General features: G+C 68.3%; 18 protein-coding genes. 16 read left to right on the top strand and 2 right to left on the bottom strand.

Annotated features, from left to right (window positions below):
• Positions 1-13 precede the first annotated feature (13 nt).
• Positions 14-1276 carry an acyl-CoA dehydrogenase family protein gene (locus AC07VX_RS24935; RefSeq protein ID WP_493167551.1) on the top strand — a complete coding sequence of 421 codons (1263 nt, stop codon included), beginning with the start codon at positions 14-16 and terminating at the stop codon, positions 1274-1276.
• Positions 1277-1288: 12 nt separating this feature from the next.
• Here the strand turns inward: AC07VX_RS24935 and AC07VX_RS24940 are convergent, their stop codons facing one another.
• Positions 1289-2653, bottom strand: coding sequence for a Kelch repeat-containing protein (locus AC07VX_RS24940; protein ID WP_493167552.1), 1365 nt, complete (start codon positions 2651-2653; stop codon positions 1289-1291).
• A gap of 85 nt (positions 2654-2738) precedes the next feature.
• Between AC07VX_RS24940 and AC07VX_RS24945 the strand changes: the two genes are divergently transcribed.
• The 3 genes from AC07VX_RS24945 to AC07VX_RS24955 are packed head-to-tail and all read left to right on the top strand — an operon-like array spanning position 2739 to position 5185.
• A complete protein-coding gene (locus tag AC07VX_RS24945; protein ID WP_493167553.1) occupies positions 2739-3653 on the top strand; it encodes a LysR family transcriptional regulator in 915 nt (304 codons plus the stop codon).
• 31 nt (positions 3654-3684) lie between these two features.
• Entirely contained in the window at positions 3685-3918 is a 234-nt protein-coding gene (locus tag AC07VX_RS24950; RefSeq protein WP_493167554.1) for a DUF2805 domain-containing protein, read from the top strand.
• A complete protein-coding gene (locus AC07VX_RS24955; RefSeq protein ID WP_493167555.1) occupies positions 3908-5185 on the top strand; it encodes an AGE family epimerase/isomerase in 1278 nt (425 codons plus the stop codon). The genes AC07VX_RS24950 and AC07VX_RS24955 overlap by 11 nt, the downstream gene beginning before the upstream one ends.
• Positions 5186-5384: 199 nt before the next feature.
• Here AC07VX_RS24955 and AC07VX_RS24960 read toward each other — a convergent pair whose 3' ends face one another.
• Positions 5385-5768: a hypothetical protein gene (locus tag AC07VX_RS24960; RefSeq protein ID WP_493183973.1), complete on the bottom strand. Its 384-nt coding sequence runs from the start codon at positions 5766-5768 to the stop codon at positions 5385-5387.
• Between the two features lie 172 nt (positions 5769-5940).
• On the opposite strand from AC07VX_RS24960, the gene AC07VX_RS24965 reads away from it, so the two are divergent.
• From AC07VX_RS24965 to AC07VX_RS25020, 12 genes are all read left to right on the top strand, one after another.
• Positions 5941-8814 carry a TonB-dependent receptor gene (locus tag AC07VX_RS24965; protein ID WP_493167557.1) on the top strand — a complete coding sequence of 958 codons (2874 nt, stop codon included), beginning with the start codon at positions 5941-5943 and terminating at the stop codon, positions 8812-8814.
• Between the two features lie 84 nt (positions 8815-8898).
• Entirely contained in the window at positions 8899-9852 is a 954-nt protein-coding gene (locus AC07VX_RS24970; protein ID WP_493167558.1) for a glycoside hydrolase family 43 protein, read from the top strand.
• Positions 9853-9965: 113 nt separating this feature from the next.
• Positions 9966-11720, top strand: coding sequence for an IlvD/Edd family dehydratase (locus AC07VX_RS24975; RefSeq protein ID WP_493167559.1), 1755 nt, complete (start codon positions 9966-9968; stop codon positions 11718-11720).
• Positions 11721-11727: 7 nt separating this feature from the next.
• Positions 11728-13314 (top strand): aldehyde dehydrogenase (NADP(+)), encoded by a 1587-nt coding sequence (locus AC07VX_RS24980; protein ID WP_493167560.1) that lies wholly within the window; start codon positions 11728-11730, stop codon positions 13312-13314.
• Positions 13315-13352: 38 nt separating this feature from the next.
• Complete coding sequence (locus AC07VX_RS24985) at positions 13353-14897, top strand: alpha-N-arabinofuranosidase (protein WP_493167561.1); 1545 nt, start codon at positions 13353-13355, stop codon at positions 14895-14897.
• A 200-nt stretch (positions 14898-15097) separates the two neighbouring features.
• The gene (locus AC07VX_RS24990; RefSeq protein WP_493167562.1) at positions 15098-16645 is read left to right on the top strand and encodes a glycoside hydrolase family 43 protein; all 1548 of its coding nucleotides are present in this window, start codon (positions 15098-15100) and stop codon (positions 16643-16645) included.
• Between the two features lie 2 nt (positions 16646-16647).
• The gene (locus AC07VX_RS24995; protein ID WP_493167563.1) at positions 16648-19005 is read left to right on the top strand and encodes a beta-L-arabinofuranosidase domain-containing protein; all 2358 of its coding nucleotides are present in this window, start codon (positions 16648-16650) and stop codon (positions 19003-19005) included.
• Between the two features lie 32 nt (positions 19006-19037).
• Positions 19038-19991: an ABC transporter substrate-binding protein gene (locus tag AC07VX_RS25000; RefSeq protein WP_493167597.1), complete on the top strand. Its 954-nt coding sequence runs from the start codon at positions 19038-19040 to the stop codon at positions 19989-19991.
• Positions 19992-20078: 87 nt separating this feature from the next.
• Complete coding sequence (locus AC07VX_RS25005; protein WP_493167564.1) at positions 20079-21620, top strand: sugar ABC transporter ATP-binding protein; 1542 nt, start codon at positions 20079-20081, stop codon at positions 21618-21620.
• A 17-nt stretch (positions 21621-21637) separates the two neighbouring features.
• The gene (locus tag AC07VX_RS25010; protein ID WP_493167565.1) at positions 21638-22633 is read left to right on the top strand and encodes an ABC transporter permease; all 996 of its coding nucleotides are present in this window, start codon (positions 21638-21640) and stop codon (positions 22631-22633) included.
• A complete protein-coding gene (yjfF, locus tag AC07VX_RS25015; RefSeq protein WP_493167566.1) occupies positions 22630-23607 on the top strand; it encodes a galactofuranose ABC transporter, permease protein YjfF in 978 nt (325 codons plus the stop codon). Before AC07VX_RS25010 ends, yjfF begins: the two co-directional genes overlap by 4 nt.
• Positions 23607-24563: a glycoside hydrolase family 43 protein gene (locus AC07VX_RS25020; RefSeq protein ID WP_493167567.1), complete on the top strand. Its 957-nt coding sequence runs from the start codon at positions 23607-23609 to the stop codon at positions 24561-24563. The genes yjfF and AC07VX_RS25020 overlap by 1 nt, the downstream gene beginning before the upstream one ends.
• Positions 24564-24750 lie beyond the last annotated feature (187 nt).

Here is a 24750-nt window from a genome sequence, read left to right on the forward strand (position 1 = left end):
GAGGAGCCGCGCCATGAACTTCGACTACAGCCCCAAGGTCCAGCAGATGCGCGAGCGCCTGCTCGCCTTCTTCGACGAGCACATCTACCCCAACGAGCGTCGCTATCTCGAAGAGGTCGAGGCCAACCGCCGCGCGGGCAACGCCTGGCTGGCAACCCAGGTCATCGAGGAGCTCAAGCCCAAGGCCCGTGCCGCCGGCCTGTGGAACCTTTTCCTGCCCAAGAGCAGCCGCGCCCCCGAGGGCCTGTCCAACCTCGAATACGCGCCGCTGTGCGAGATCATGGGTCGCGTGTTCTGGGCGCCCGAGGTCTTCAACTGCTCGGCCCCCGACACCGGCAACATGGAGACGCTGGAGCGCTATGCCAGCGAGGCGCTGAAGGACCGCTGGCTGGAGCCGCTGCTGCGCGGCGAGATCCGCTCGGCCTTCCTGATGACCGAGCCTGCCGTGGCGTCGAGCGACGCCACCAACATCGAGTGCCGTATCGAGCGCGACGGCGACGACTACGTCGTCAACGGCCGCAAGTGGTGGAGCTCCGGTGCCGGCGACCCGCGCTGCGCCGTCTACATCGTCATGGGCAAGACCAACCCCGACGCCGGCAAGCATGAGCAGCAGTCCATGATCGTCGTGCCGGCCGACGCGCCCGGCATCACCGTCGTGCGCCCGCTCTCGGTCTTCGGCTACGACGATGCGCCCCACGGCCACATGGAGGTGGAGCTGAAGAACGTGCGCGTGCCCGCCAGCAATATCCTGCTGGGCGAGGGCCGCGGCTTCGAGATCGCCCAGGGCCGCCTGGGCCCGGGCCGCATCCACCACTGCATGCGCTCCATCGGCGCCGCCGAGCGCGCGCTGCAGCTGCTGTGCGAGCGCGCCATCGCCCGCACCGCGTTTGGCAAGACCATCGCCCAGCAGACCGTCACGCAGGAGCGCATCGCCGAGTCGCGCTGCAGCATCGAGCAGGCGCGCCTGCTGACGCTCAAGGCCGCCTACATGATGGACACCGTGGGCAACAAGGTCGCCAAGGCCGAGATCGCAATGATCAAGATCGTCGCGCCCAGCATGGCGCTGAAGGTCATCGACTGGGCCATCCAGGTCTTCGGCGGCGCGGGCGTGTCGCAGGACACTCCGCTGGCCATGATGTGGGCCCACCAGCGCACGCTGCGCCTGGCCGACGGCCCGGACGAGGTGCACCGCAACTCGCTGGCCAAGCTGGAGCTGGCCAGCCACATGAAGCTGCCCAAGGACAGGATCGGCATGCCGATCACGCGCGGCGCCTGAGAGGTTGAGCGCCTACTCGTAGAGCAGTGCCCCGCCGGCGGGGCCGCCGCTCGCGTCGTCGCCGCCGAGGATGAGCACGCGACCGTCCGGCAGCGCCGACACGGTGTGCCAGGACCTCCCGGCCGGCATCGCCGCCAGGCTGCGCGCCGCCGTGCCGGGCGTCAGCGCGCTGGCGGAGCGGGCGGCGAGCTCAGTCGCGGTCTGGCCACCGAACAGGCGCACCTGGCCGTCCTGCATCAGCAGGCTGCGCACCAGGCTGCGCGGCGTGTCCAGGCGGCCCTGCGGTGAGAGCGTCAGCGCCGCCGGGTCGAACATCAGCAGGCTGTCCAGGGGCTGCAGGTCGGTGCTGGTGCGTATCTCGCCGCCCAGCACCAGCACGCGCCCGTCCGGCAGCGCATGGGCGGCATGCATGGCACGCCGCTCGGCGTCCAGCGGCGAGGCGACGGGCTCGAAGGTCTCGGTGCGCGGGTCGAACACCTCGGCCAGGCGCTGCTCGGGCCCGGTGTGGTCGCCGCCGACGATAAGGACCCGGCCGTCGGCCAGGCGCGTGGCGGTCGGGAACTCGCGCGCGTTTTTCATGCGCGCCGCGACGAGGCGGAAGCGCCGCGTCGCCGGGTCCCACAACTCGACGCTGTCGTTCTGGATGCCGCCCACGACCAGCACACGGCCATCGTCCAGCACCACGGCGTCATGGCGCAGGCGCGGCCGCAGCGGCCGGCCGGCCGGCTCGGCGACGCCGGTGCGCAGGTCCACCAGCTCGGCGTAGCCGCCGACGCTGAGGCTGGTGGCGCCACCGATCACCAGCGCGCGCTCGTCGGCCAGGCGCAGCACGACATGCTGGGCGCGGCCGGTCGCCATGCTGCCGATGCGGGTGAAGCTACGCGTCGCGGGGTCGAAGCGGTCGATGGCCTCGGACAGTGCGCTGAGGCCGCGCGAGCCGCCGAAGACGACGACGCTGCCGTCGCCGGCGACGACGGCGGCGTGGTACTGCAGGGGCTGGGGCGTCGCGATGGGCAGGTAGCGGTCGCGGTACTGCGGCAGCACGTCCAGCTCCCGGCGCGCGGCTGGCTGGCCCGGCGCCTGGACGATCAGCGTGTAGCGGCGCGGCGCAGCCAACACCGGCGTGGACACCGCCACACCGCTGCGGACCGCGCCGATGTCGGGTTCGATGCGGCCCTCGCCGCCGCTGAAGGTGGCGGTGAGGCGGGTGGCCTCACCCACGACCGCCGGGGACGCGGCCAGGTCCTGGATGGCCGGGACCGGCGCGGGATCAGGCGCAGTGCCGCCGCCGCCGCAGGCGGACAGGCCGAGGGCGGCGCCGGCGGCCAGGAACTGGCGGCGGCTGGAGGCGGGCTGCCGAGGGATCAGGGCGGGCATCGAAGGGCTCCGGGGCGGCAAGGGCCTGCATGCTGGGGGGTGCCGGCGTCACCGTGAATTCCAGAATTGGTGATACCTTTTCGGCATGAATCCGGCCGGTCACCGCAGCATCGACATCCGCCAGCTGCGCTACTTCCTGGTCGTGGCCGAGGAGCTCAACTTCCGTCGCGCCGCCGAGCGCCTGCACCTGACGCAGCCGCCGCTGTCGCGCCAGATCGCGGCGCTGGAGCAGGCCCTGGGCCTGGCCCTGCTGGACCGCAGCAGGCCGGGCACGCGGCTCACGCCGGCCGGGGAGCAGGCGCGCGGCGCCTTCGAGCAGGCGGTGCGCGCCTTCGATGCGGCGCTCGCGGACGTTGCCGCGCGCGCCGCTGCGCCGCGCCGGAGCCTGCGCCTGGGCCTGCCCTGGTGGATGGACATGAGCGCCTTCGCCACGCTGGACCGCGACTGGCGCCGGGCCACCGGGCTGGCGCCGCTTGAGCCGCAGCTGGAGATCGGCCCGGAGCTGCTCGCCGGCCTGCTGCGCCAGACGCTGGATGCCGCGCTGATCGCGATGCCGCACGACCTGCAGGGGCTGCGCCATGTCGAGGTCGCGCGGCTGCGGCATGTGGCCGTCGTGCCGGCCGACAGCCCGCTGGCGCGCAGGCGGGCGCTGCGCCTGGCCAATCTGCAGGACGGCCCCGTCTTCCTGCGCTTTGCCAAGCGCGCCAACCCGGCGCTGTGGACGCATTACCAGCGCCAGTACGACGCCCTGGGCTTCAGGCCCGCCCGCGAGGCCGACGCACCAGGCACCTCGGCCACCATCGCGCAGATCGCGGCCGGCCGCGGCTGCACGCTGCTGCCGACGGCCCTGGCCCGCCAGCGCTACCCGGGCGTGGCCTACCGCCGCCTGCTCGACGAGGTGAGCGTGGACCTGCACCTCGTCTTCAGCGAAACGCTGGAGCCTGCCCTCGCGCAGGCCCTGACCGAACAGCGCGACCTCTTCCGGGTCGCCATCGACTGACCGGCGCCGGACGCGACGCCACAATGCCGCCATGGCCAAGACTGCACCCCGACTCAGCCCCGAAGACGTCAAGCGCGTCATCGCCACCGCTTTCGAGGACACGCCGCCCTACAACAAGGTCCTGCTCACGCATGGCATCGGCCATGGCGAGCTGGTGGCTCTGCTCAAGCGCGAGCTGACGCCGGCCGCCTACAAGCTTTGGGCTGCCCGCGGCAAGGCGGGCAAGGGTCCGACGAAGAAGGCCACCTGGCCCCATGGACGTTGACGTGAAGCGCCCGACGACAGCCCTGCCTGCCGTGCCCGGCCCGGCGCCGCTGACCCGGCGCAGCACGCTCGCGCTGCTGGCCGGCCTGGCCGGCTGCAGCGATCCCGACGGCAGCTACCGCAACCGCATCGACACCGGCTGGCACCGTGATGACCTCGAAGCCCTGCTGCTGCGCTGGCACAGCCACGCCCCGCGGCCCGACGGCAGCTTCCAGCTGCGCTTCGACCGCGCCTGGAAACCCCTGCTCCAGCCCGAGCTGGAGCTGACCGGCCAGGCCCGCCTCGTCTATGCCTTCGCCGCCGGCCACGAGTTCTTCCAGGACGCGGGCTATCTCAACGTGGCGCGGCACGGCGCCAACTTCATGCTGCAGCGCTTTCGCGACGGCCTGAACGGGGGGTTCTTCCACACCGTGGGCCCGGATGGCCGCCCGCTGTCCACGACCAAGCGGGCCTATGACCATGCCTTTGCGCTGCTGGCCCTGTCCGAGGTCTACCGCGTGAGCGGCGACCTGCGCTACCGCGACGCGGCCCAGCAGGCGCTGCGCGACATCGAGCTCGGCTTCACCGACCCCGCCGGAGGCCTCTACAACGAGTGCAACGGCGACTTCAAGCCCATGCCTGGCGGGCGCACGCAGAACCCGGTCATGCACATGTTTGAGGCCCTGCTGGTGCTGCGCGCAGCCAGCGGCGACAAGCAGGCAGAGAACGTCGCGCGGCGCCTGGGCGACTTCGTCGCCAACAAGCTGCTGCAAGGCCAGGCGGACGGCGGCGCCGTCGTTCCGGAGTGGTACGACGAGAACTGGACGCCCCTGCCCACCAAGGCCGCCGGCGGCTATGTCGACCTGGGCCACCAGTTCGAATGGAGCCATCTGCTGTCCGCCGGTGCCGTCGTGTCGCCGATCTATGCCCAGGTGGCCGAGCGCGTGCTGGCCTATGCCCTGCCGGCCGCCTATGACGAGATCGACGGCGGCTGCGCCACGCGCGCCTTTCCCGACGGCAGCAAGACCGACGGGCGCAAGGGCTGGTGGCAGCAGGCCGAATGCCTGCACGCCCTGATCGTGGCGGCCCAGGCCAGCGGCCGCAACGACCTGTGGCGGCGCTATGAGCAGACCCAGGGCCTGATCAAGTCGCAACTCGTCGATGGCGAGCATGGCGGCTGGCAAGCCGCCGAGTCCCTGCCCTGCAAGAGCGGCGGCTGCAAGGACGAGCAGCCGGACCCGTACCACATGGTGCGCCTGCACCAGGCGGCGCTCAGACCGCCGACCTGAGTCTGCCGATGCGGGTGCAGCGCCGCCGGGCGTCGCGCCCGCGCATCAGTGCCGGCGCCGGCCCGCCATGCGAACGGCGGCACCCGGCGCCACGCCGGGCGCCGTGGCCATGAAGCCATAACCCCGCCAGGGTGCCGGGCCGGATATTCATCCTTGGCACCGAAAAGGTCGCACCGATATGGATGCCCGGATAAAACCGTTACTCGCCCTGGCGCCTGCCGCCGTCGGGCAGATACGGTGCACCGACCTTGGCGGTCGTCGCGGTGTTTGACCGGTCGGCGGCCACCGCCGGCAAACCCGGGGTCAGGCCGGGCGAGAGGCAGTCGGCCGCCCAGTCGCAGGCGATGGTGCGGGAACGATGCAATACCTCGGCGATATATGGGGTGCAGCAGCGGGCACACACCGGAGAAATTGAATACACCCCTTGTTTCGACATCGATCCATACCCGCAGACCGTCGGGTGCAGGGGATTTTTCGTGACTGGGGAAACTGCCATGGAGGGCAGGGAATCAAGCGACAGGGAGCTGGTTTCTGATACTCCGGCGTCGGCTTCGCCGCTGGTTTGAGTGGCTGGTGTTCCCATCAGGGGATACCCGTGGTGACGATGCGAAAAGCGGCATCGAGAAGTCCAAAAATGTGATTAGTCGCGAATCGGTCGGGCTCATAGCATGAATTCAGACCCCAGCCCACGGCCCGCTCCAGAGGCTCAGAACGGCTCAGGGTTGGCCGATTCCCATAACGATTCCGGAGACACGATGAAGAAACCCGCCCTGGTGCTGCTGCGCGCAGGCACCGATACCCAGCGCTTCGCCCTGAGCCTGACGGCCGCCGCCGCGCTGGCCGCCCTGTCCGCCACCGCCGTGGCCCAGGAAGCCGCCAAGACCGAGACTCAACTGGAAACGGTGACCGTCACCGGCGTGCGGGCCTCGCTGACCAAAAGCCTGGCGAACAAGCGCACCGCCGACCAGGTCGTGGAGTCGGTCGTTGCCGAAGACATCGGCAAGCTGCCCGACAACAACGTCGTCGAGGCGCTGCAGCGCGTGACGGGCATCCAGGTCACCAACCGCGCCGGTGGCGAAGTGGGCACCATCTCCATCCGCGGCCTGCCCGACATCGCGACCACCTGGAACGGCCGCAACATCTTCACCGCGTCCGGCACGCAGGTGGCGCTGCAGGACATCCCGTCGACGCTGGTGCGCCAGATCGACGTCTACAAGACGCGCGACGCCAGCCAGCTGGAAAACGGCATCGCCGGCCAGATCGACGTGAAGTCGCTGCGCCCCTTCGACTTCAGCGGCTCCAAGTTCTCGCTGCTGGCGCGTGAAACCTACCTCGACCCGGCCAAGAAGGCGAATCCGCAGATCAGCGGCATGGCCAGCAATCGCTGGAAGACGGACATCGGCGACGTCGGCGCGCTGGTCAACCTGTCGATGGTCAAGACGACCTACCGCAACGAGAGCGTGACGCCGGGCGCCATGGTGCCGTTCACCAGCCCCAATGCCTCCGAAGATCCGGCCGGCTACACCCCGTTGCAGCGCATTTTCGACAACAACGTCTGGACGCCCGGCACCTACACCGGTCTGTCGCAGAAGGCGGGCTCGACGCTGAACTTCGGTGGCACGGCCAAGCCCTACTACCTGTCGCGCGACGCCATCTTCCAGAGCGACGTCGAGGGCAAGCGCGAGCGCCCCGCCGCCAACATCGCACTGCAGTGGCAGCCCAATGAAGACTCGGTGTACACGTTCGAGACGATGTACAACGGCTACCGCAACAAGACCTTCAACAACCTGCTGTTCACCTTCGTCGACTGGTGGGGCAGCCTGGGCAGCAATCCGGCCTCGACGATCACCACCTTCCCGGGCACCAACGTCATCAAGACGCGCACGGTCAATGACGTCTACGGCTTCAACAGCGGCGACTACACCACGTCGGCCACCGATTCCTATGTTTACGCGCTGAACGGCAAGTGGAATCTGGGCGACCGCCTGCGTCTGGAAGGCGATGTGTCCTACCAGACCAGCAAGTTCCATTCGGAATTCACCGCCACCCGCATCGACCGCGTGGCGCCGTCGGTCACCGTCGACTTCAACACCGGCGGCGGCAACATGGCGTTCAAGTTCAACAACAACGCCGACCTGGTGGACCCGAGCAAATGGAACGTGGCGCAGTTCTACGACAACGCCAACCGCAACCAGGGCAGTGCCGGCACGGCCAGCCTGAACGGTGTCTACGACGCTGACTGGGGCTTCGTGAAGTCGCTGAACTTCGGCGCACGCTTCGACACCCGCAAGGCGTCCGAAGCCAACCGCACGCAATCGGCCTTCCTGGGCAAGAACCTGGCCACGCTGGGTTCGAACTACTACCACGTCAATTCGAACTTCGGCACGGACATCTCGGACGTGCCGCGCTCCTGGATCGAGCCGAATGGCTACTACATCCGCGACAACATCGACGCCTGGCGCAAGCTCTACAACGCGGCCGACGCGAACTTCCAGACCACCGACAAGCTGTTCCTGCAGAAGACCTTCGACGTCAAAGAAGACACGACCAACCTCTACCTGATGGCGGACACCGACAACCAGGTGTTCGGCAATCGCCTGCGTGCCAACTTCGGCGTGCGCTACGTGCAGGTCGACACCAGCATGACGGCCTACAAGGTCGATGCCACCACCAAGGTGGTGACGCCGACCAACGGTTCGAAGACGGCCAAGAAGTTCCTGCCCAGCCTGACGCTGCGCTATGAGCCGGCCAAGGATGTGCTGGTGCGCTTCAACTACGGTGAAACGCTGCGCCGTCCGAACTTCGGCGACCTGAACCCCATCATCCAGCCCAGCGACGACGTGTCCAAGGTCGGCTACGGTGGCGGCGCGGGCGGCAACCCCGACCTGGAGCCGACCCGTTCCAAGAACCTGGACCTGACGGGCGAGTGGTACTTCCAGAAGGACAGCGCGCTGTACGGCACGGTGTTCCAGCGCAAGATCGACGGCTTGGTCGTGCCGCTGCGCCGCCGCATCCACCTGTCGGCCGCCGACGATCCGTTCCGCAACTCCACCTCGGGTCTCAGCCATGCCAACGGCTATGACTACGTCATCAGTTCGCCGGTCAACGCCTCCAACGGCAAGATCAGCGGCCTGGAGCTGGGCGCGATCTACTTCCCGAAGGGCCTGCCGTCCTACCTGGATGGCCTGGGCTTCCAGGGCAGCGTGACGCGACTGACCTCGTCGCAAAACGTGCCGACGGCCGACAGCGCCGGCAACATCGTCGCGCAGCTGGAAGGCCCGTTCTTCGGCGTGTCCAAGCTGTCGTGGAACGCCACGCTGGCCTATGAGAAGGGCCCGGCCAGCGCACGCCTGTCCTACGTCCGCCGCTCCGCCTTCCTGGCTGGCAACGAGGCCGCGCTGTTCGCCAACCCGATCGGCATCTGGCGCCAGCCGGAAAAGAGCGTGGACCTGCAGGTCAGCTACAAGATCAACGACGCCATGTCGGTGGACTTCAGCGGCGTGAATCTGACCAACGAGATGCAGCAGCAGTACTACCACTTCGGCGATGCCGGCAACCCGGAGCTGACCAACTTCGGCACCGTGCAGATCGGTCGCGCGTTCTCGGTTGGCTTCCGTTGGAAGATCTGATCTGACACCGGGTTGATCTGAGAGGTTGATCCTCGTTCGGGCGTTGCACGGGCCTTCCCGGGCAGCGCCCTTTTTCTTTGCTGTATGTCTGACTTGCTTGAGCCGCTGATCCTCCAGCGCGCCGACCCCCACATTTCCCGCCGCACCGACGGCCACTACTACTTCACCGCCTCGGTGCCGCAGTACGACCGCATCGAATTGCGCCGGGCCGCCAGCATCGACGGCCTCGTCAACGCGCCGGCCTTCGTCGCCTGGCGCAAGCCCGACACCGGCCCGTACTCGGAGCTGATCTGGGCGCCCGAGCTGCATTTCAACCTGGGTGCCTGGTACGTCTACTTCGCCGCCGCGCCCACCCGCGCGCTGGACGAGCTGGGCATGTTCCAGCACCGCATGTACGCCCTCCGCAACCTTGCGGCCGACCCCTTCACCAACAGCTGGGCCTTCCTCGGCCAGGTCGATACCGGCATCGACAGCTTCTGCCTGGACGCGACGACCTTCACCCACAAGGGCCAGCTGTACTACCTCTGGGCTCAGAAGGACCGGGCCATTGCCGGCAACTCCAACCTCTACATCGCACCGATGAGCACGCCCTGGCAGCTCGCCGGCGCGCCCGTCATGCTCAGCAAGCCCGAGTTCGATTGGGAGTGCCGCGGCTTTCTCGTCAACGAGGGGCCGTCCGTGCTGCAGAAGCATGGCCGCGTGTTCATCAGCTACTCGGCCAGCGCTACCGACGAGAACTACGCCATGGGCCTGCTGTGGGCCGATGAGAACGCCGACCTGTTGGACCCGTCAGCTTGGCACAAGTCGCCCACGCCGGTCATGCGCAGCTGCGCCGAGGACAGCGTCTTCGGCCCCGGCCACAACAGCTTCACCGTGACGGACAACCCCGACGAGGTGCTGCTGGTCTACCACGCCCGCACCTACACCGAGATCGAGGGCGACCCGCTGTGGAACCCCGACCGGCACACCTTCGTGAAGCCGCTGCGCTGGTCGGCCGACGGCATGCCCGTCTTCGGCAAGCCCTCCCGGCTCGACTGATGCCGGTTTCAGTATCGGTACGCCGAGTTAATTGATTGGATTGCGTATCTCCCGCTGCCTAGCATCGGTTCCGTACGGCTGGATGGCCCCGAAGAACGACATCGAGACAAGACATGACGACTGAGGACAAGAAGAGCAAGGTCAAGCTGCGCTCCGCCGAGTGGTTCGGCACCCAGGACAAGAACGGTTTCATGTACCGCTCCTGGATGAAGAACCAGGGCATCCCCGACCACGAGTTCCAGGGCAAGCCCATCATCGGCATCTGCAACACCTGGAGCGAGCTGACGCCCTGCAACGCCCACTTCCGCAAGCTAGCCGAGCATGTGAAGAAAGGCATCCTGGAGGCGGGCGGCTGGCCGGTCGAGTTCCCGGTGTTCTCCAACGGCGAGAGCAATCTGCGCCCCACCGCCATGCTGACGCGCAACCTCGCCAGCATGGACGTCGAGGAAAGCATCCGCGGCAACCCCATCGATGCCGTCGTGCTGCTGGTGGGCTGCGACAAGACCACGCCTGCGCTGCTGATGGGTGCGGCCAGCGTGGACGTGCCGGCCATCGTCGTCACCGGCGGGCCGATGCTCAACGGCAAGCTCAACGGCAAGAACATCGGCTCGGGCACGGCCGTGTGGCAGCTGCACGAGCAGGTCAAGGCCGGCGAGATCAAGATGCACGACTTCCTGGCCGCCGAGGCCGGCCACTCGCGCTCTGCCGGCACCTGCAACACGATGGGCACCGCGTCGACGATGGCCTGCATGGCCGAGTCGCTCGGAACCTCGCTGCCGCACAACGCGGCCATCCCCGCCGTCGATGCACGACGTTATGTCTTGGCGCATCTTTCCGGCATGCGCATCGTCGACATGGTGTGGGAAGACCTGCGCCTGTCCAAGGTGCTCACCAAAGAGGCCTTCGAGAACGCCATCCGCGTCAACGCGGCCATCGGCGGCTCCACCAACGCCGTCATCCACCTGAAGGCCATCGCCGGCCGCATCGGCGTGGATCTGGAGCTGGAAGACTGGACTCGCATCGGCCGCGGCACGCCCACCGTCGTGGACCTGCTGCCTTCGGGCCGCTTCCTGATGGAAGAGTTCTATTACGCCGGCGGCCTGCCGGGCGTCATCCGCCGCCTGGGCGAAGCCAACCTGCTGCCCAACCCGACGGCGCTGACCGTCAACGGCAAGAGCCTGTGGGACAACTGCCTGGACGCGCCCATCTACGACGACGAGGTCATCCGCCCGCTCGACAAGCCGCTGATCGAAGACGGCGGCATCTGCATCCTGCGTGGCAACCTGGCGCCGCGCGGCGCCGTGCTCAAGCCCTCGGCGGCCACGCCCGAGCTGATGAAGCACCGCGGCCGTGCCGTCGTGTTCGAGAACTTCGACGACTACAAGGCCCGCATCGCCGACCCCGACCTGGACGTCGACGCCAGCTGCATCCTCGTCATGAAGAACTGCGGCCCCAAGGGCTACCCCGGCATGGCCGAGGTGGGCAACATGGGCCTGCCGCCCAAGATCCTCGCCACCGGCGTGAAAGACATGGTGCGCATCTCCGACGCGCGCATGAGTGGCACCGCCTACGGCACCGTCGTGCTGCACGTGGCGCCCGAGGCGCGCGCCGGCGGCCCGTTGGCCGTCGTGCAGGAGGGCGACTTCATCGAGCTGGACTGCGCCGCCGGCCGCCTGCACCTGGACGTGCCCGAGGAAGAGCTGGCGAAGCGCCTCGAAGCCTGGGCCGCCGCGCAGACCGTGGACCCGGCCGACGCCACCGGCTACCGCCACCTCTACGTGAACCATGTGCTGCAGGCCGACGAGGGCTGCGACTTCGACTTCCTGCGCGGCTGCCGCGGCTCCGCCGTGCCGCGTCACTCCCACTGAGATTCCCATGAGCAACACGATTCAAGGCCTGGCGCTGATCGACGGCCAGGCCGTGCGCGGCAACGGCAAGCCCTTCCAGGCCTTCGACCCGAGCAAGAACGAAGCCCTCGGCCCCGACTTCAATGCCGTTGACGTCGCCCAGGTCGAGCAGGCCTGCGCGCTGGCCGGCGCCGCCTTCGACACCTACCGCGCCACCAGCGACCACGAGCGCGCCGACTTGCTGGACCTGATCGCCGCGCAGATCCTTGCCATCGGCGACGAGCTCATCGTGCGCGCCATGGCCGAGACCGGCCTGCCGCGCGCCCGCCTGGAAGGCGAGCGTGGCCGCACGATGAACCAGCTCAAGCTCTTCGCCGAGCTGCTGCGTGAAGGCAGCTGGCAGGACGCCCGCATCGACACCGCCCTGCCCACGCGCACGCCGCCGCGGCCAGACCTGCGCCTGCGCTTCGTCGGCGTCGGCCCCGTGGCCGTGTTCGGTGCCAGCAACTTTCCGCTCGCCTTCTCGGTCGCCGGGGGCGACACCGCCGCCGCGCTGGCCGCGGGTTGCCCCGTCGTCGTCAAGGCGCACTCGGCCCACCCGGGCACGTCGGAGCTGGTCGGCCGTGCCGTCGTCGAAGCCGTGCGCCAGTCCGGCCTGCCCGCCGGCGTGTTCGCGCTGCTGACCGGCAGCGGCCACGGCATTGGCGACACGCTGGTGCGCCACCCCGCCATCCAGGCCGTCGGCTTCACCGGCTCGCGCAGCGGCGGCACGGCGCTGATGGCCGCCGCCGCGGCCCGTCCGCAACCCATCCCGGTCTATGCCGAGATGAGCAGCATTAACCCGGTCGTCCTGCTGCCCGGCGCGCTCAAGGCGCGCGGCGCCGAGATCGCCACCGGCTTCGCCGCCTCGCTGACGATGGGCGTGGGCCAGTTCTGCACCAACCCCGGCCTGGTGCTGGGCCTCGCCGGTGCCGACTTCGACCGCTTCGCCACGGCGTCTGCCGAGGCCCTCAGGCCCGTGCCCGCCGCGACGATGCTGACCCCCGGCATTGCCGGCGCCTACCAGCGCGGTGAGGACCAGCTCGCCGGCCAGCCGCAGGTGAACACGCTGCTGCGCGGCGAGTCCGCCGGCTGCCAGGGTGCGCCCAGCCTGTTCAAGACGACGGGCGCCGCTTTCCTGGCCAACCACGCGATGTCCGCCGAAATCTTCGGCCCGGCCTCGCTGCTGGTCGCCTGCCGCGACATGGACGAGCTACTCGCCGTCATCGAGGGCCTGGAAGGCCAGCTCACCGCCACGCTGCAGCTGCAGGACGATGACGAGGCCGACCTGACGGCCGCCCGCCGCCTGCTGCCGGCGCTGGAGCGCAAGGTCGGCCGCATCCTGGCTAACGGCTACCCCACCGGTGTCGAGGTCTCGACGGCCATGGTCCACGGCGGCCCCTTCCCTGCTACCAGCGATGGCCGCAGCAGCTCGGTCGGCACGGCGGCCATCCAGCGCTTCCTGCGCCCGGTCTGCTACCAGAACCTGCCGCGCGCGCTGCTGCCGGCAGTATTGCGCGAGCCCAACGAGCGCGGCGTCTGGCGGCGCCGCGATGGAGCATTGACGCGCAACTGATGCGTCAGGCCCGAAGAACAATCCAGGAGACAAGCAATATGAAGAAGCAGCTGCTCGCCCTCGTGGCGATGCTGGCCGTCAGCGCAGGCGCGCTGGCCGCCGAGGTGAAACTGGTCGTCAACGCCGACCAGCCCGGCCCCGTCATCCACCGCAACATCTACGGTCAGTTCGCCGAGCACCTCGGCACCGGCATCTACGAGGGCATGTGGGTCGGCCCCGACGCCAAGATCCCCAATGTGCGCGGCTGGCGCAAGGATGTCGTCGCGGCGCTGAAGGACCTGAAGGTGCCGCTGGTGCGCTGGCCCGGCGGCTGCTTCGCCGACGAATACCACTGGCGTGAAGGCATCGGCCCGCGCGCCAAGCGTCCGGTCAAGATCAACACCCACTGGGGGGGCGTGCAGGAGAACAACGCCGTCGGCACGCACGAGTTCTTCGACCTCGTCGAACAGCTCGGCGCCGAGGCCTATGTGAACGGCAACCTGGGCACCGGCAGCGCGCAGGAAATGGCCGAATGGCTGGAGTACATGACCGGTGAAGGCAAGTCGACTCTCACCGACCTGCGCCGCAAGAACGGCCGCGACAAGCCCTTCCGGGTGAGCTACTTCGCGGTGGGCAACGAGACCTGGGGCTGCGGCGGCAACATGCGCCCCGAGTACTACGCCGACCAGTACCGCCAGGTCGCCACCTTCCTGAAGACGCCCGAGAACAACCGGCCCAAGTTCATCGCCAGCGGCGGCAACGACACCGACACCACGTGGACCGACGTGCTCAGCAAGAGCATCCGCCACAACTTCGACGCCATCGCCCACCACGCCTACACCTTCCCCAGCGGCAAGTGGGAAGGCAAGGGCTCGGCCGCCGGCTTCCCCGAGAGCGAGTGGATCTCGCTGCTGTCCCAGGTCAGCAAGATCGACGACACGCTGACGCGCAGCACCGTCATCCTCGACAGGAACGACCCGAAGAAGAAGCTCGCGATCTACTTCGACGAGTGGGGCAGCTGGTACGACCCCGAGCCCGGCAGCAACCCCGGCTTCCTGGTCCAGCGCAACACGCTGCGCGACGCCATGCTGGCGGCCCTGCACTTCAACATGTTCCACAGCCACGCCGACCGCGTGAAGATGACCAACGTGGCGCAGATGGTGAACGTGCTGCAGGCCATGATCCTTACAGCCAAGGACAAGCTGGTGCTGACGCCGACCTACCACGCGTTCAAGCTCTACACGCCCTTCCAGGACGCCACCTCGCTGCCCGCCAGGATCGAGAACAACCCGGCCTACAAGGTCGACAAGTTTGAGATGCCGGCGCTCTCCGCCACCGCCGCGCGCGGCAAGGACGGCAAGCTCTACATCGGCCTGGTCAATTCCAACGCGAACCAGGCGGCCGAGCTGACCGTGCAGGTCGGCGCCGCGGCGCCCAAGGCCGTCAAGGGCCAACTGCTGACGGCTGGCGCGATGGACGCGCAGAACGAGCTCGGCAAGGCCCCGCAGGTCACGCCCGTGCCCTTCGAGGCCCAGGCCGCCGACGGCAAGCTCACGCTGAAGCTGCCGGCCAAGTCCATCGTCGTCGTCGCCGTCGAGGGCTGACCGCCCCTTCGACCGGCGACTTCCTGACCCGCAACACCTGGGCCCGCCATGCTGCTCGCCCAGGCCTTGCGCTGTCTCCGTGGCCAGCACGGGGCATATCAAAACCAGGATCGACCGTGTCTGCAATGTCATTGGTGCGCGGCGGCCCGGCCTCCTAGGCTGCGCGGGCCCCAAACCACAGACCCGGAGACAAACACATCATGGCCTTCCAGAACCGACGCAACTTCCTTGCGGGCTCTGCCGTCCTCGCCCTGACCGCCTGCGGCGGCGGTGGGGGTGGCGGCAGCACCACCACAGCACCTCCGGTGACCACGCCCGTCGAGCCGACGCCCACCAACCCCAACCCGGTCCAGACCGCGCTGAGCTTCGGTAACACCTCGGTCCATGACCCGTCCATCGTCAAGGACGGCAGCACCTACTACGTCTTCGGTTCTCACCTCGCCGCCGCCAAGACGACGGACCTGATGAACTGGACCAAGTTCGCCGACCTCGTCACCGACGCCAATCCGCTGTTCAACAAGGTCACGGTCGAGCTGGCGGCCACGTTGGCCTGGGCGCAGACCACCACGCTGTGGGCGCCCGACGTCATCAAGCTCGACGACGGCAAGTACTACATGTACTACTGCGCCTGCAAGGGCGACTCGCCGCTGTCGGCGCTGGGCGTCGCCACGGCCAGCAGCATCGAAGGGCCATACACCAACAAGCAGATCCTGCTGAAGTCCGGCATGGTGAGCCCGACGATGTCGGAGGACGGCACCGTCTACGACGCGACCAGGCATCCCAACGTCGTCGACCCTGCCGTGTTCAGGGACGCGACGGGCAAGCTGTGGATGATCTACGGCTCCTACTCTGGCGGCATCTACATCCTGCAGCTCGACCTGACGACGGGCCTTCCCCTCGCCGGTCAGGGCTACGGCACGCACCTGCTGGGCGGCAACCACGCCGAGATCGAGGGCGCCTACGTCATCTACAACCCGACGACCAAGTACTACTACATGTTCACGTCGTGGGGCGGCCTGGCCGCCAACGGCGGCTACAACGTGCGCGTGGCGCGGTCGCTGGCGCCCAATGGTCCGTACCTGGACGCCTTCGGCAAGGACATGGCCAGCGTCCGCGCCAGCGTGGCCTTCGACCGCCCCAGCATCCAGGACTACGGCGTGAAGCTGATGGGCGGCCACCAGTACACCAACGCCGCCTTCGAGACCGGCATGGCGCTGGGCTATGTATCGCCGGGCCACAACTCGGCCTACTACGACGCGGCGACGGGCAAGTACTTCATGGTCTTCCACTCGCGCTTCCCGGGCACCGGCGAGGCCCACGAGGTGCGCGTGCACGAGATGCACTTCAACGACGACGGCTGGCCCGTCGTCGCCGCGCTGCGCTACGCGCCGCTGAGCCTGGCCAGCCCCGCGCAGACCGCGGACGTGACCGCCGCGCAGGCGGCCGGCACCTACAAGCTGGTCAACCACGGCAAGGACATCACGGCCACGAGCAAGAGCTCCATCCTCGTGACGCTCAACACCGACGGTAGCGTGGGCGGTACGGGCGGCATGACCGGCACGTGGACGCACAACGGCAGCAACAAGATCACCATCGTGAGCGGTGGCGTGACGTACAAGGGCGTACTGTCCCGTCAGTGGAATACGAACTCCAGCGCCTTCGTCGTGAGCTTCAGCGCGCTGTCGTCGACGGCCGCCACTGCAGCGGCGACAGGCGTTGCGCTGTGGGCTGTGCGCCTCAGCAGCTGACGATGAAGCGCCTGCTTGCCGCCCTGACCCTCGTGCTGTGTGCCCACGGCGCAGGTGCGGCAACGCAGGCCTTTCCGCTGAACAACGTCCGCCTGCTCGACGGCCCCTTCCTGGAGGCGCAAAGCACCGATCTGCGCTACCTGATGGCGCTGGACCCCGAGCGCCTGCTCGCCCCCTTCCGCCGCGAGGCGGGCCTGCCCGTGCCCACACCGAGCTACGGCAACTGGGAGTCCTCGGGCCTGGACGGCCACATGGGTGGGCACTACGTGTCGGCGCTGGCGCTGATGTGGGCGTCCACCGGCGATGCCGAGGTCAGGCAACGCCTGGACTACGTCATTGCCGAACTCAAGCGCTGCCAGGACAAGATCGGCAGCGGCTACCTCGGCGGCATCCCCGACGGCGCCAAGGCCTGGGCCGAGATCGGCGCCGGCCAGCTCAAGGTCGACAGCTTCTCGGTCAACGGCCGCTGGGTGCCCTGGTACAACATCCACAAGATGTTCGCCGGCCTGCGCGACGCCTGGGTGCATGCCGGCAACGCCGACGCCAAGGCCATGCTCATCGCCTTGAGCGATTGGGCGCTGCGCCTCACCACGCCGCTGACCGACGCACAGATGCAGGACATGCTGCGCGCCGAGCACGGAGGCATGAACGAGGTGCTGGCCGACGTGGCCCAGATGACCGGCGACCCGCGTTACCTCGCGCTGGCGCGGCGCTTCAGCCACCAGGCCATCCTGCAGCCGCTGGCACACGAGCAGGACAAGCTCAACGGCCTGCACGCCAACACGCAGATCCCCAAGGTCATCGGCTTCGCGCGCATCGCGCAGTTGGCCGGTGAGGACGAAGGCCGCCACGCCGCCGAGTTCTTCTGGCGCACGGTGGTGAACCAGCGCACCGTCGCCATCGGCGGCAACAGCGTGAAGGAGCACTTCCACCCCGACACCGACTTCAAGCCCATGCTGAACGAGGTGGAAGGCCCGGAGACCTGCAACAGCTACAACATGCTGAAGCTGACGGCGCTCCTGGCGCAGGCGTCACCGGAGCAGGGCAAGTACGCCGACTACTACGAGCGCACGCTCTACAACCACATCCTCGCGTCGCAGCACCCGGGCGAGGGCGGCTTCGTCTACTTCACGCCCATGCGGCCGCAGCACTACCGCGTCTACTCCAAGGTGGACGAAGGCATGTGGTGCTGCGTGGGTTCCGGCATCGAGAGCCACGCGCGGCACGGCGAGTTCATCTACGCGCACGACGGCGACGCGCTGTACGTGAACCTCTTCATCGCGTCCGCGCTGGACTGGCGCGAGCGCGGCATCCACATCACGCAGAGCACCCGCTTCCCCGACGAGTCGCGCACGCGGCTGACGGTGCATGACGCGGGCGGCTTCGCGCTGAAGATCCGCTATCCCGGCTGGGTGGCACCCGGTGCGCTGAAGGTCAAGATCAACGGCAAGCCCGTCCAGGTGATGGCCAGGCCCGGCGGGCATGTCGAGCTGCGCCGCGCCTGGCAGGCGGGCGACCGGGTCGACGTCGTGCTGCCCATGCGCACAACGCTGGAGCCCATGCCCGGCTTGAAGAACTACGTCGCCGTGCTGCACGGCCCCATCGTGCTGGCCGCCAAGACGCCGCAGCCGGGCGAGACGCTGAACTTCAAGGCCGATGGCTCCCGCATGGGCCACATCGCGCAAGGCGCCGTCTGCCCGCAGGACGCCGCGCCGGTGTTCGTCAGCGACCAGGCCGACTTCATCCGCCGCTTCAAGCCCGTGCCCGGCCAGCCGTTGACCTTCACGGCACCTGGCTTGATTCAAGGTCGCAAGGATGCGGACCGGCTGCAGCTCATCCCCTTCTTCCGCCTGCACGACTCGCGCTACATGCTCTATTGGCCGCGCAGCACGAGCGCCCAGCAAAGCCTGCTGCGCGTGGAGCTGGCCCAGGCCGAGCAAGCCCGCCTGGCGCTGGACGCGCAGACCATCGACCAGGTCGCCCCCGGCGAGCAGCAGCCCGAGAGCGACCACGGCTTCAAGGGCGAGGGCGCCGAGAACGGCATCGCGCCGGCCGGGCGCTGGCGGCATGCCAGGCAGTGGTTCAGCTACGACCTGAACGACCGCGACGGCCAGGCCAGGACGCTGCGCCTGAGCTTCGCCAAGAGCGACGCCGGCCGCCGCTTCGACCTCACCGTCAACGGCCAGCCCCTGGCCGAAATCGAGCTGGCCGGACCCGACGGCCCGGACGAGATCTACACCCGAGACTTCCCACTGCCCGCCGAGTTGGTGCGTGCCGCCGGCGGCAAACTCACCGTGAAGTTCGTGGCCCAACCCGGTTCCATCGCCGGCGGGCTTTACGGCCTGCGGCTGCTGCGTTAGACAACACATTCACCACCAGGAGACAAGCCATGATGAAACTCATCGCCCGCCGCACGCTGCTCGCCGCCGCGCTGGCCCTGCCCGCCTTCGCTGCGCTGGCCGCCCCGCTGACCCTGGGCTTCTCCCAGGTCGGTGCCGAGAGCGAATGGCGCACGGCCAACTCGGCCTCCATCAAGGCCGCGGCCAAGGAGGCCGGCATCACGCTGAAGTTCGCCGACGCGCAGCAGAAGCAGGAGAACCAGGTCAAGGCCATCCGCAGCTACATCGCGCAGAAGGTCGATGTCATCGCCTTCTCGCCGGTCGTCGAGAGCGGCTGGGACACCGTGCTGAAGGAGGCCAAGGCCGCCGGCATCCCCGTCATCCTGACCGACCGCGCCGTCAAGGTGGCCGACCCCTCGCTGTACGTGACCTTCATCGGTTCCGACTTCGTCGAGGAGGGCCGCAAGGCCGCCAAGTGGCTGCTGGAGCGTGCCGCCAAGACGCCCAATGCGGCGCTCAACATCGTCGAGCTGCAGGGCACCGTAGGCTCGGCCCCGGCCATCGATCGCAAGAAGGGCTTCGAGGAAGTCATCAAGATCAACCCCAAGCTGCAGATCATCCGCTCGCAGTCCGGCGAGTTCACGCGCGCCAAGGGCAAGGAGGTGATGGAGTCCTTCCTGAAGCAGCGCGACAAGAAGATCGACGTGCTCTACGCGCACAACGACGACATGGCCATCGGCGCCATCCAGGCCATCGAGGAAGCCGGCCTGAAGCCGGGGGTGGACATCGTCATCATCTCCATCGACGGCGTGCGTGGCGCCTTCGAGGCCATGAAGGCGGGCAAGCTGAACGTGACGGTCGAATGCAACCCGCTGCTGGGCCCGCAGCTGATGCAGCTGGCCAAGGACATCGTCGCCAAGAAGCCGGTCGAGAAGCGCATCACCGTCAACGAGGGTGTGTTCCCGGCCGAAGTGGCGGCGAAGGAACTGCCGAACCGGAAGTACTGAGGCAGGACCGAGGACAGGACCTGCGTCCTGTCCGACGCCCGGTGAAGGACTCGGCGCCTGCAAGCGCCGAGGCATGAGTCGAGAGCCATGAACGTCAATCAATCCGTGCCAGTGCTGGCGCTGTCTGGCATCCACAAAGGCTTCCCCGGCGTCAAGGCGCTGAGCGACGTCAGCCTGCGCCTTTTCCCGGGCGAGGTGCATGCGCTGATGGGCCAGAACGGCGCCGGAAAGTCCACGCTGATCAAGGTGCTGACGGGGCTGTACCAGCCCGACGCCGGCACCATCACGCTGGACGGCAAGCCCATCCAGCCGAAGCGCACCGAAGACGCGCAGGCCCACGGCATCCGCACGGTCTATCAAGAGGTCAACCTCTGCACCAACCTCAGCGTCGCAGAGAACATCTGCGCCGGGCGCTTCCCCCGCAAATCATGGCTGGGTGGGGGCCGCATCGACTGGGCGGCGGTGAATGCCGAAGCGAAGCGCGTCCTCGCGCAGATGGACCTGGACATCGACGTCACCGCGCCGCTGTCGCGCTACTCGCTGTCCGTGCAGCAGATGGTGGCCATCGCTCGCGCGCTGCGCATCTCGGCGCGCGTGCTCATCCTCGACGAGCCCACGTCCAGTCTGGACGATGCCGCCGTGCAGCGCCTGTTCACCGTGCTGCGCCGCCTGCGTGACCAGGGCCTGGCCATCCTCTTCGTCACCCATTTCCTCGACCAGACCTACGCGCTGTCCGACCGCATCACCGTCATGCGCAACGGCGAGACCGAGGGCGAATACCTGGCCAAGGACCTGAGCCGCCTGGCCCTGGTCAACAAGATGGTGGGCGCACCGCCCGACCAGCAGCCCACCCGCCTGGACAGCCGCGCCCCCAAGACCGGCGCCGCCGTGCTGAAGGCCGAGGGCCTGACCCGCCGCGGCGCGTTGCACCCGCTGGACCTGGAACTCAGGCGCGGCGAGGTGCTGGGCCTGGCCGGCCTGCTGGGCTCCGGCCGCACCGAGGCTGCGCGCCTGCTGTTCGGCGCCGACACGGCCGACGGCGGCCAGGTGCAGACCGAAGCGCACACCGGCCGCTGGCACTCACCGCGCCAGGCCATCGCCGCGGGCATCGCCTTCTGCTCCGAGGACCGCAAGCACGAGGGTGCCATCCTGGACCTCTCCGTGCGCGACAACATCCTGCTGGCGCTGCAGGCCCGCACCGGCCTGCGGCTGTGCATGAGCTTGGAGCAGCAGCAGGCGCTGGCCGACGACTACATCCAGCGGCTGGGCATCAAGACGGCGAGCGCCGACACGCCCATAGCCCAGCTCAGCGGCGGCAACCAGCAGAAGGCCTTGCTGGCCCGCTGGCTGGCCACCGAGCCGGTCGTTCTCATCCTCGACGAGCCCACGCGCGGCATCGACGTGCGCGCCAAGGAAGACCTGATGGACGCCGTGCGCGCGCTGGCGCACAGGGAGGACGGCACGGGCATGTCCATCCTCTTCATCTCGTCCGAACTGCCCGAGGTCCTGCACTGCAGCGACCGTGTCCTCGTGCTGCGCGACCGCCGCGCCGCCGGCGTCTACCGCCGCGGCGAGCTGGACGAGCGTAGCGTGCTCGAAGTGATCGCCGCGGAGCCGGTCTCCGCATGAACGCCCCGCATCTCGCCATGTCAACGCCAAGCACCCCCTCAGCCGCATCGAGGGTCTGCAAGCATCCGCTCGCGCGGCCCGTCGCCGCGCTCGCGCTGCTTCTGGCCGTCGCGGCCGCCTTCGTGCCCGGCTTCCTGCACCTGGAGATCAAGGACGGCCACCTCTACGGCAGCCTGGTCGACATCCTGCACCGCGCCGCCCCGCTAATGCTGGCGGCCCTGGGCATGACGCTGGTCATCGCTACGCGGGGCATCGACGTGTCGGTGGGCGCCGTCGTCGCCATCGCCGGCACCGTGGGCTGCCTGCTGGTCGGCACGCACGGCGTGGTCGTCGCCTTCGCCGCGGCCCTGGGCGCCGCGCTGCTGTGCGGTCTGTGGAACGGCCTGCTGGTGTCGGCGCTGGGCCTGCAGCCCATCATCGCGACGCTGATCCTGATGGTGGCCGGCCGCGGCCTCGCGCAGCTGTTCACCGACGGCCAGATCCTCACCGTCTACGAGCCCGCCAGCTTCTTCTGGTTGGGCGGTGGCTACCTGCTGGGTCTGCCGGTGTCGCTGTTCGTCGTCGCCACCGTGGCCGGCCTCACCGGCCTGCTGATGAAGCGCACCGCACTGGGCCTGTTCATCCAGACCGTCGGCATCAACCCCGTCGCCGCGCGCCTGGCGGGCGTGCGCACTGCGGCAATAGTCTTCTTCGTCTACGTCTACTGCAGCCTCGGCGCCGGGCTGGCGGGGCTGATGATCTCGTCCAACATCAAGAGCGCCGACGCCAACAACGCCGGCCTGCTGCTGGAGCTGGACGCCATCCTGGCCGTCACGCTGGGCGGCGGTCAGCTCAGCGGTGGCAAGTTCAGCCTGGCCGGCAGCCTCGTCGGCGCGCTGATCATCCAGACGCTGACGTCCACGATCTACGCCCTGGGCGTGCCGCCGCAGGTGACCATGGTCGTCAAGGCCGTCGTCGTGTTCGCGGTCTGCATCTCGCAGTCCTCGGCCTGGTCCACCTGGAGGAAGACATGAAGGTCCTCCGCGCGGCGATGGCCGCTCCCTCCTTCACCGCCTGGGTCAGCGTCGTGCTGATGGCGCTGCTGTTCATCGCCGGCGCCAGCAGCTACACCGGCTTCGGCTCCACGCAGGTGGTGCTGAATCTGCTCATCGACAACGCCTTCCTGCTCGTCATCGCGGTGGGCATGAGCTTCGTGATCCTGTCCGGCGGCATCGACCTGTCGGTGGGCTCCGTGCTCGCGCTCACCACCATGGTCGCTGCCTGGCTGCTGCAGGTGGCGCACTGGCCGGCGGAGCTGGTCATCGTCGTCGTGCTGCTGGGCGGCGCGGCGTTCGGTGCGCTGCAGGGGGTGGTCATCCACGTCTTCAAGCTGCAGGCCTTCATCGTCACGCTGGCCGGCATGTTCCTGGCGCGCGGCCTGTGCTTCCTCATCAGCGTGGACAGCATCACCATCGACGCGCCGCTGTTCGTCACGCTGTCGCAGACACAGATCCCGCTCTTTGGTGGCGCCTTCCTGTCGCCCGGTGCGGTCATCGCGCTCGTGGTGCTGGCTGCCGGCCTGTGGGTGGCGCACTGCACCGCCTTCGGCCGCACCGTTTACTCGCTGGGGGGCAACGAGACCTCGGCGCTGATGATGGGCCTGGCCGTGGGCCGCACCAAGATCGCCGTCTACGGCTTGAGCGGCTTCTGCGCGTCGCTGGCCGGCCTGCTGTTCGCGTTCTACATGCTCAGCGGCTATGGCCAGCATGCGCAGGGCGTGGAGCTGGACGCCATCGCTGCGGTGGTCATCGGCGGCACCGTGCTGACGGGTGGTTATGGCTACGTGGCCGGCGCGCTATCCGGTGTGCTGGTGCTGGGCCTGATCCAGACGCTGATCGCCTTCGACGGCACGCTCAGCTCCTGGTGGACCAAGATCGTCATCGGCGCGCTGTTGTTCGTGTTCTGCGCCGTGCAGCGGCTGCTCTCTCTGAAGAAGGCTCAAGCCTGATGTTGAAGCACCTTCTTGCCGCCGCGCTGGTCGCCGGCGCCGGCTTGGCCCACGCCGCCACCAACCCGCTGTTCGCCCCGCTCTACACCGCCGACCCGGCCGTGCTGGTGGATGCGGGTCGCGTCTACCTCTTCACCGGCCGCGACGAGGCGCCGCCCGAAGGCAAGGACTACGTCATGCACGAGTGGCGCGTGTTCTCCACCTGCGACATGGTGAACTGGAAGGACGAGGGCGTGCCCATCAAGGCCCGCGACTTCGCCTGGGCCAAGGGCCGCGCCTGGGCGTCGGACATCGTCAAGCGCCACGGCAAATACTGGTTCTACTCGACGGTGGAGCATGCAACGGTACCGGGCTTCGCCGTCGGCGTGGCGGTGTCCGACTCGCCCACCGGCCCGTTCAAGGATGCGCGCGGCTCGGCGCTCATCACCAACGACATGACGACCCAGACCGACATCGCCTGGGACGACATCGACCCCGCCGTGTTCGTGGACGACGACGGCCAGGCCTACCTTTACTGGGGCAACACGGTGCTGAAGGTGGCCAGGCTCAAGGCCAACATGACGGAGCTGGATGGGCCGATTTCGGTGGTGCCGGTGGCGAACTTCGTGGAAGCTTCTTACCTGCACAAGCATGGCGGCACCTACTACCTGAGCTACTCGCAGCATTTCCCCGAAGAGACGGCCTACATGACCGGGCCGTCACCCACCGGGCCGTGGACGCCGCAGGGCGTTGTCATGGAGCGGAATGTGAAGACGAAGACGATTCATCAGGCCTTCTTCGACTTCAACGGGCGCAGCTATGTGGCGTATCACAACGCTGAGTTGCCGGGGGGCGGGGAGTACCGGCGGTCGGTGGCGGTGGAGGAGTTTGCGTACCGGGCGGATGGGACGATTCCGTTCATCCATCAGACGAAGACGGGGCCGAAGGCGAATCCTTCGGCGGCTTGCAAGCAGTGAGGTTTTGTTGGGTTGCTTTCGGGTAGAGAGCGTTTGCCCGTTGCAGTGCCGGGAGTCCCGGCCGGCAGCGGGGTAACTTTCTTCCGCGGGGCCAGAAGAAAGTCACCAAAGAAGAGGCCCTGAACCACACACGAGCGTGACGCCGCCATGAGCAGCGCGCGAAAACGTCCGTTGGTTTTGCGCCCAG

This window comes from Roseateles sp. GW821-FHT03B02 (genome assembly GCF_059421025.1).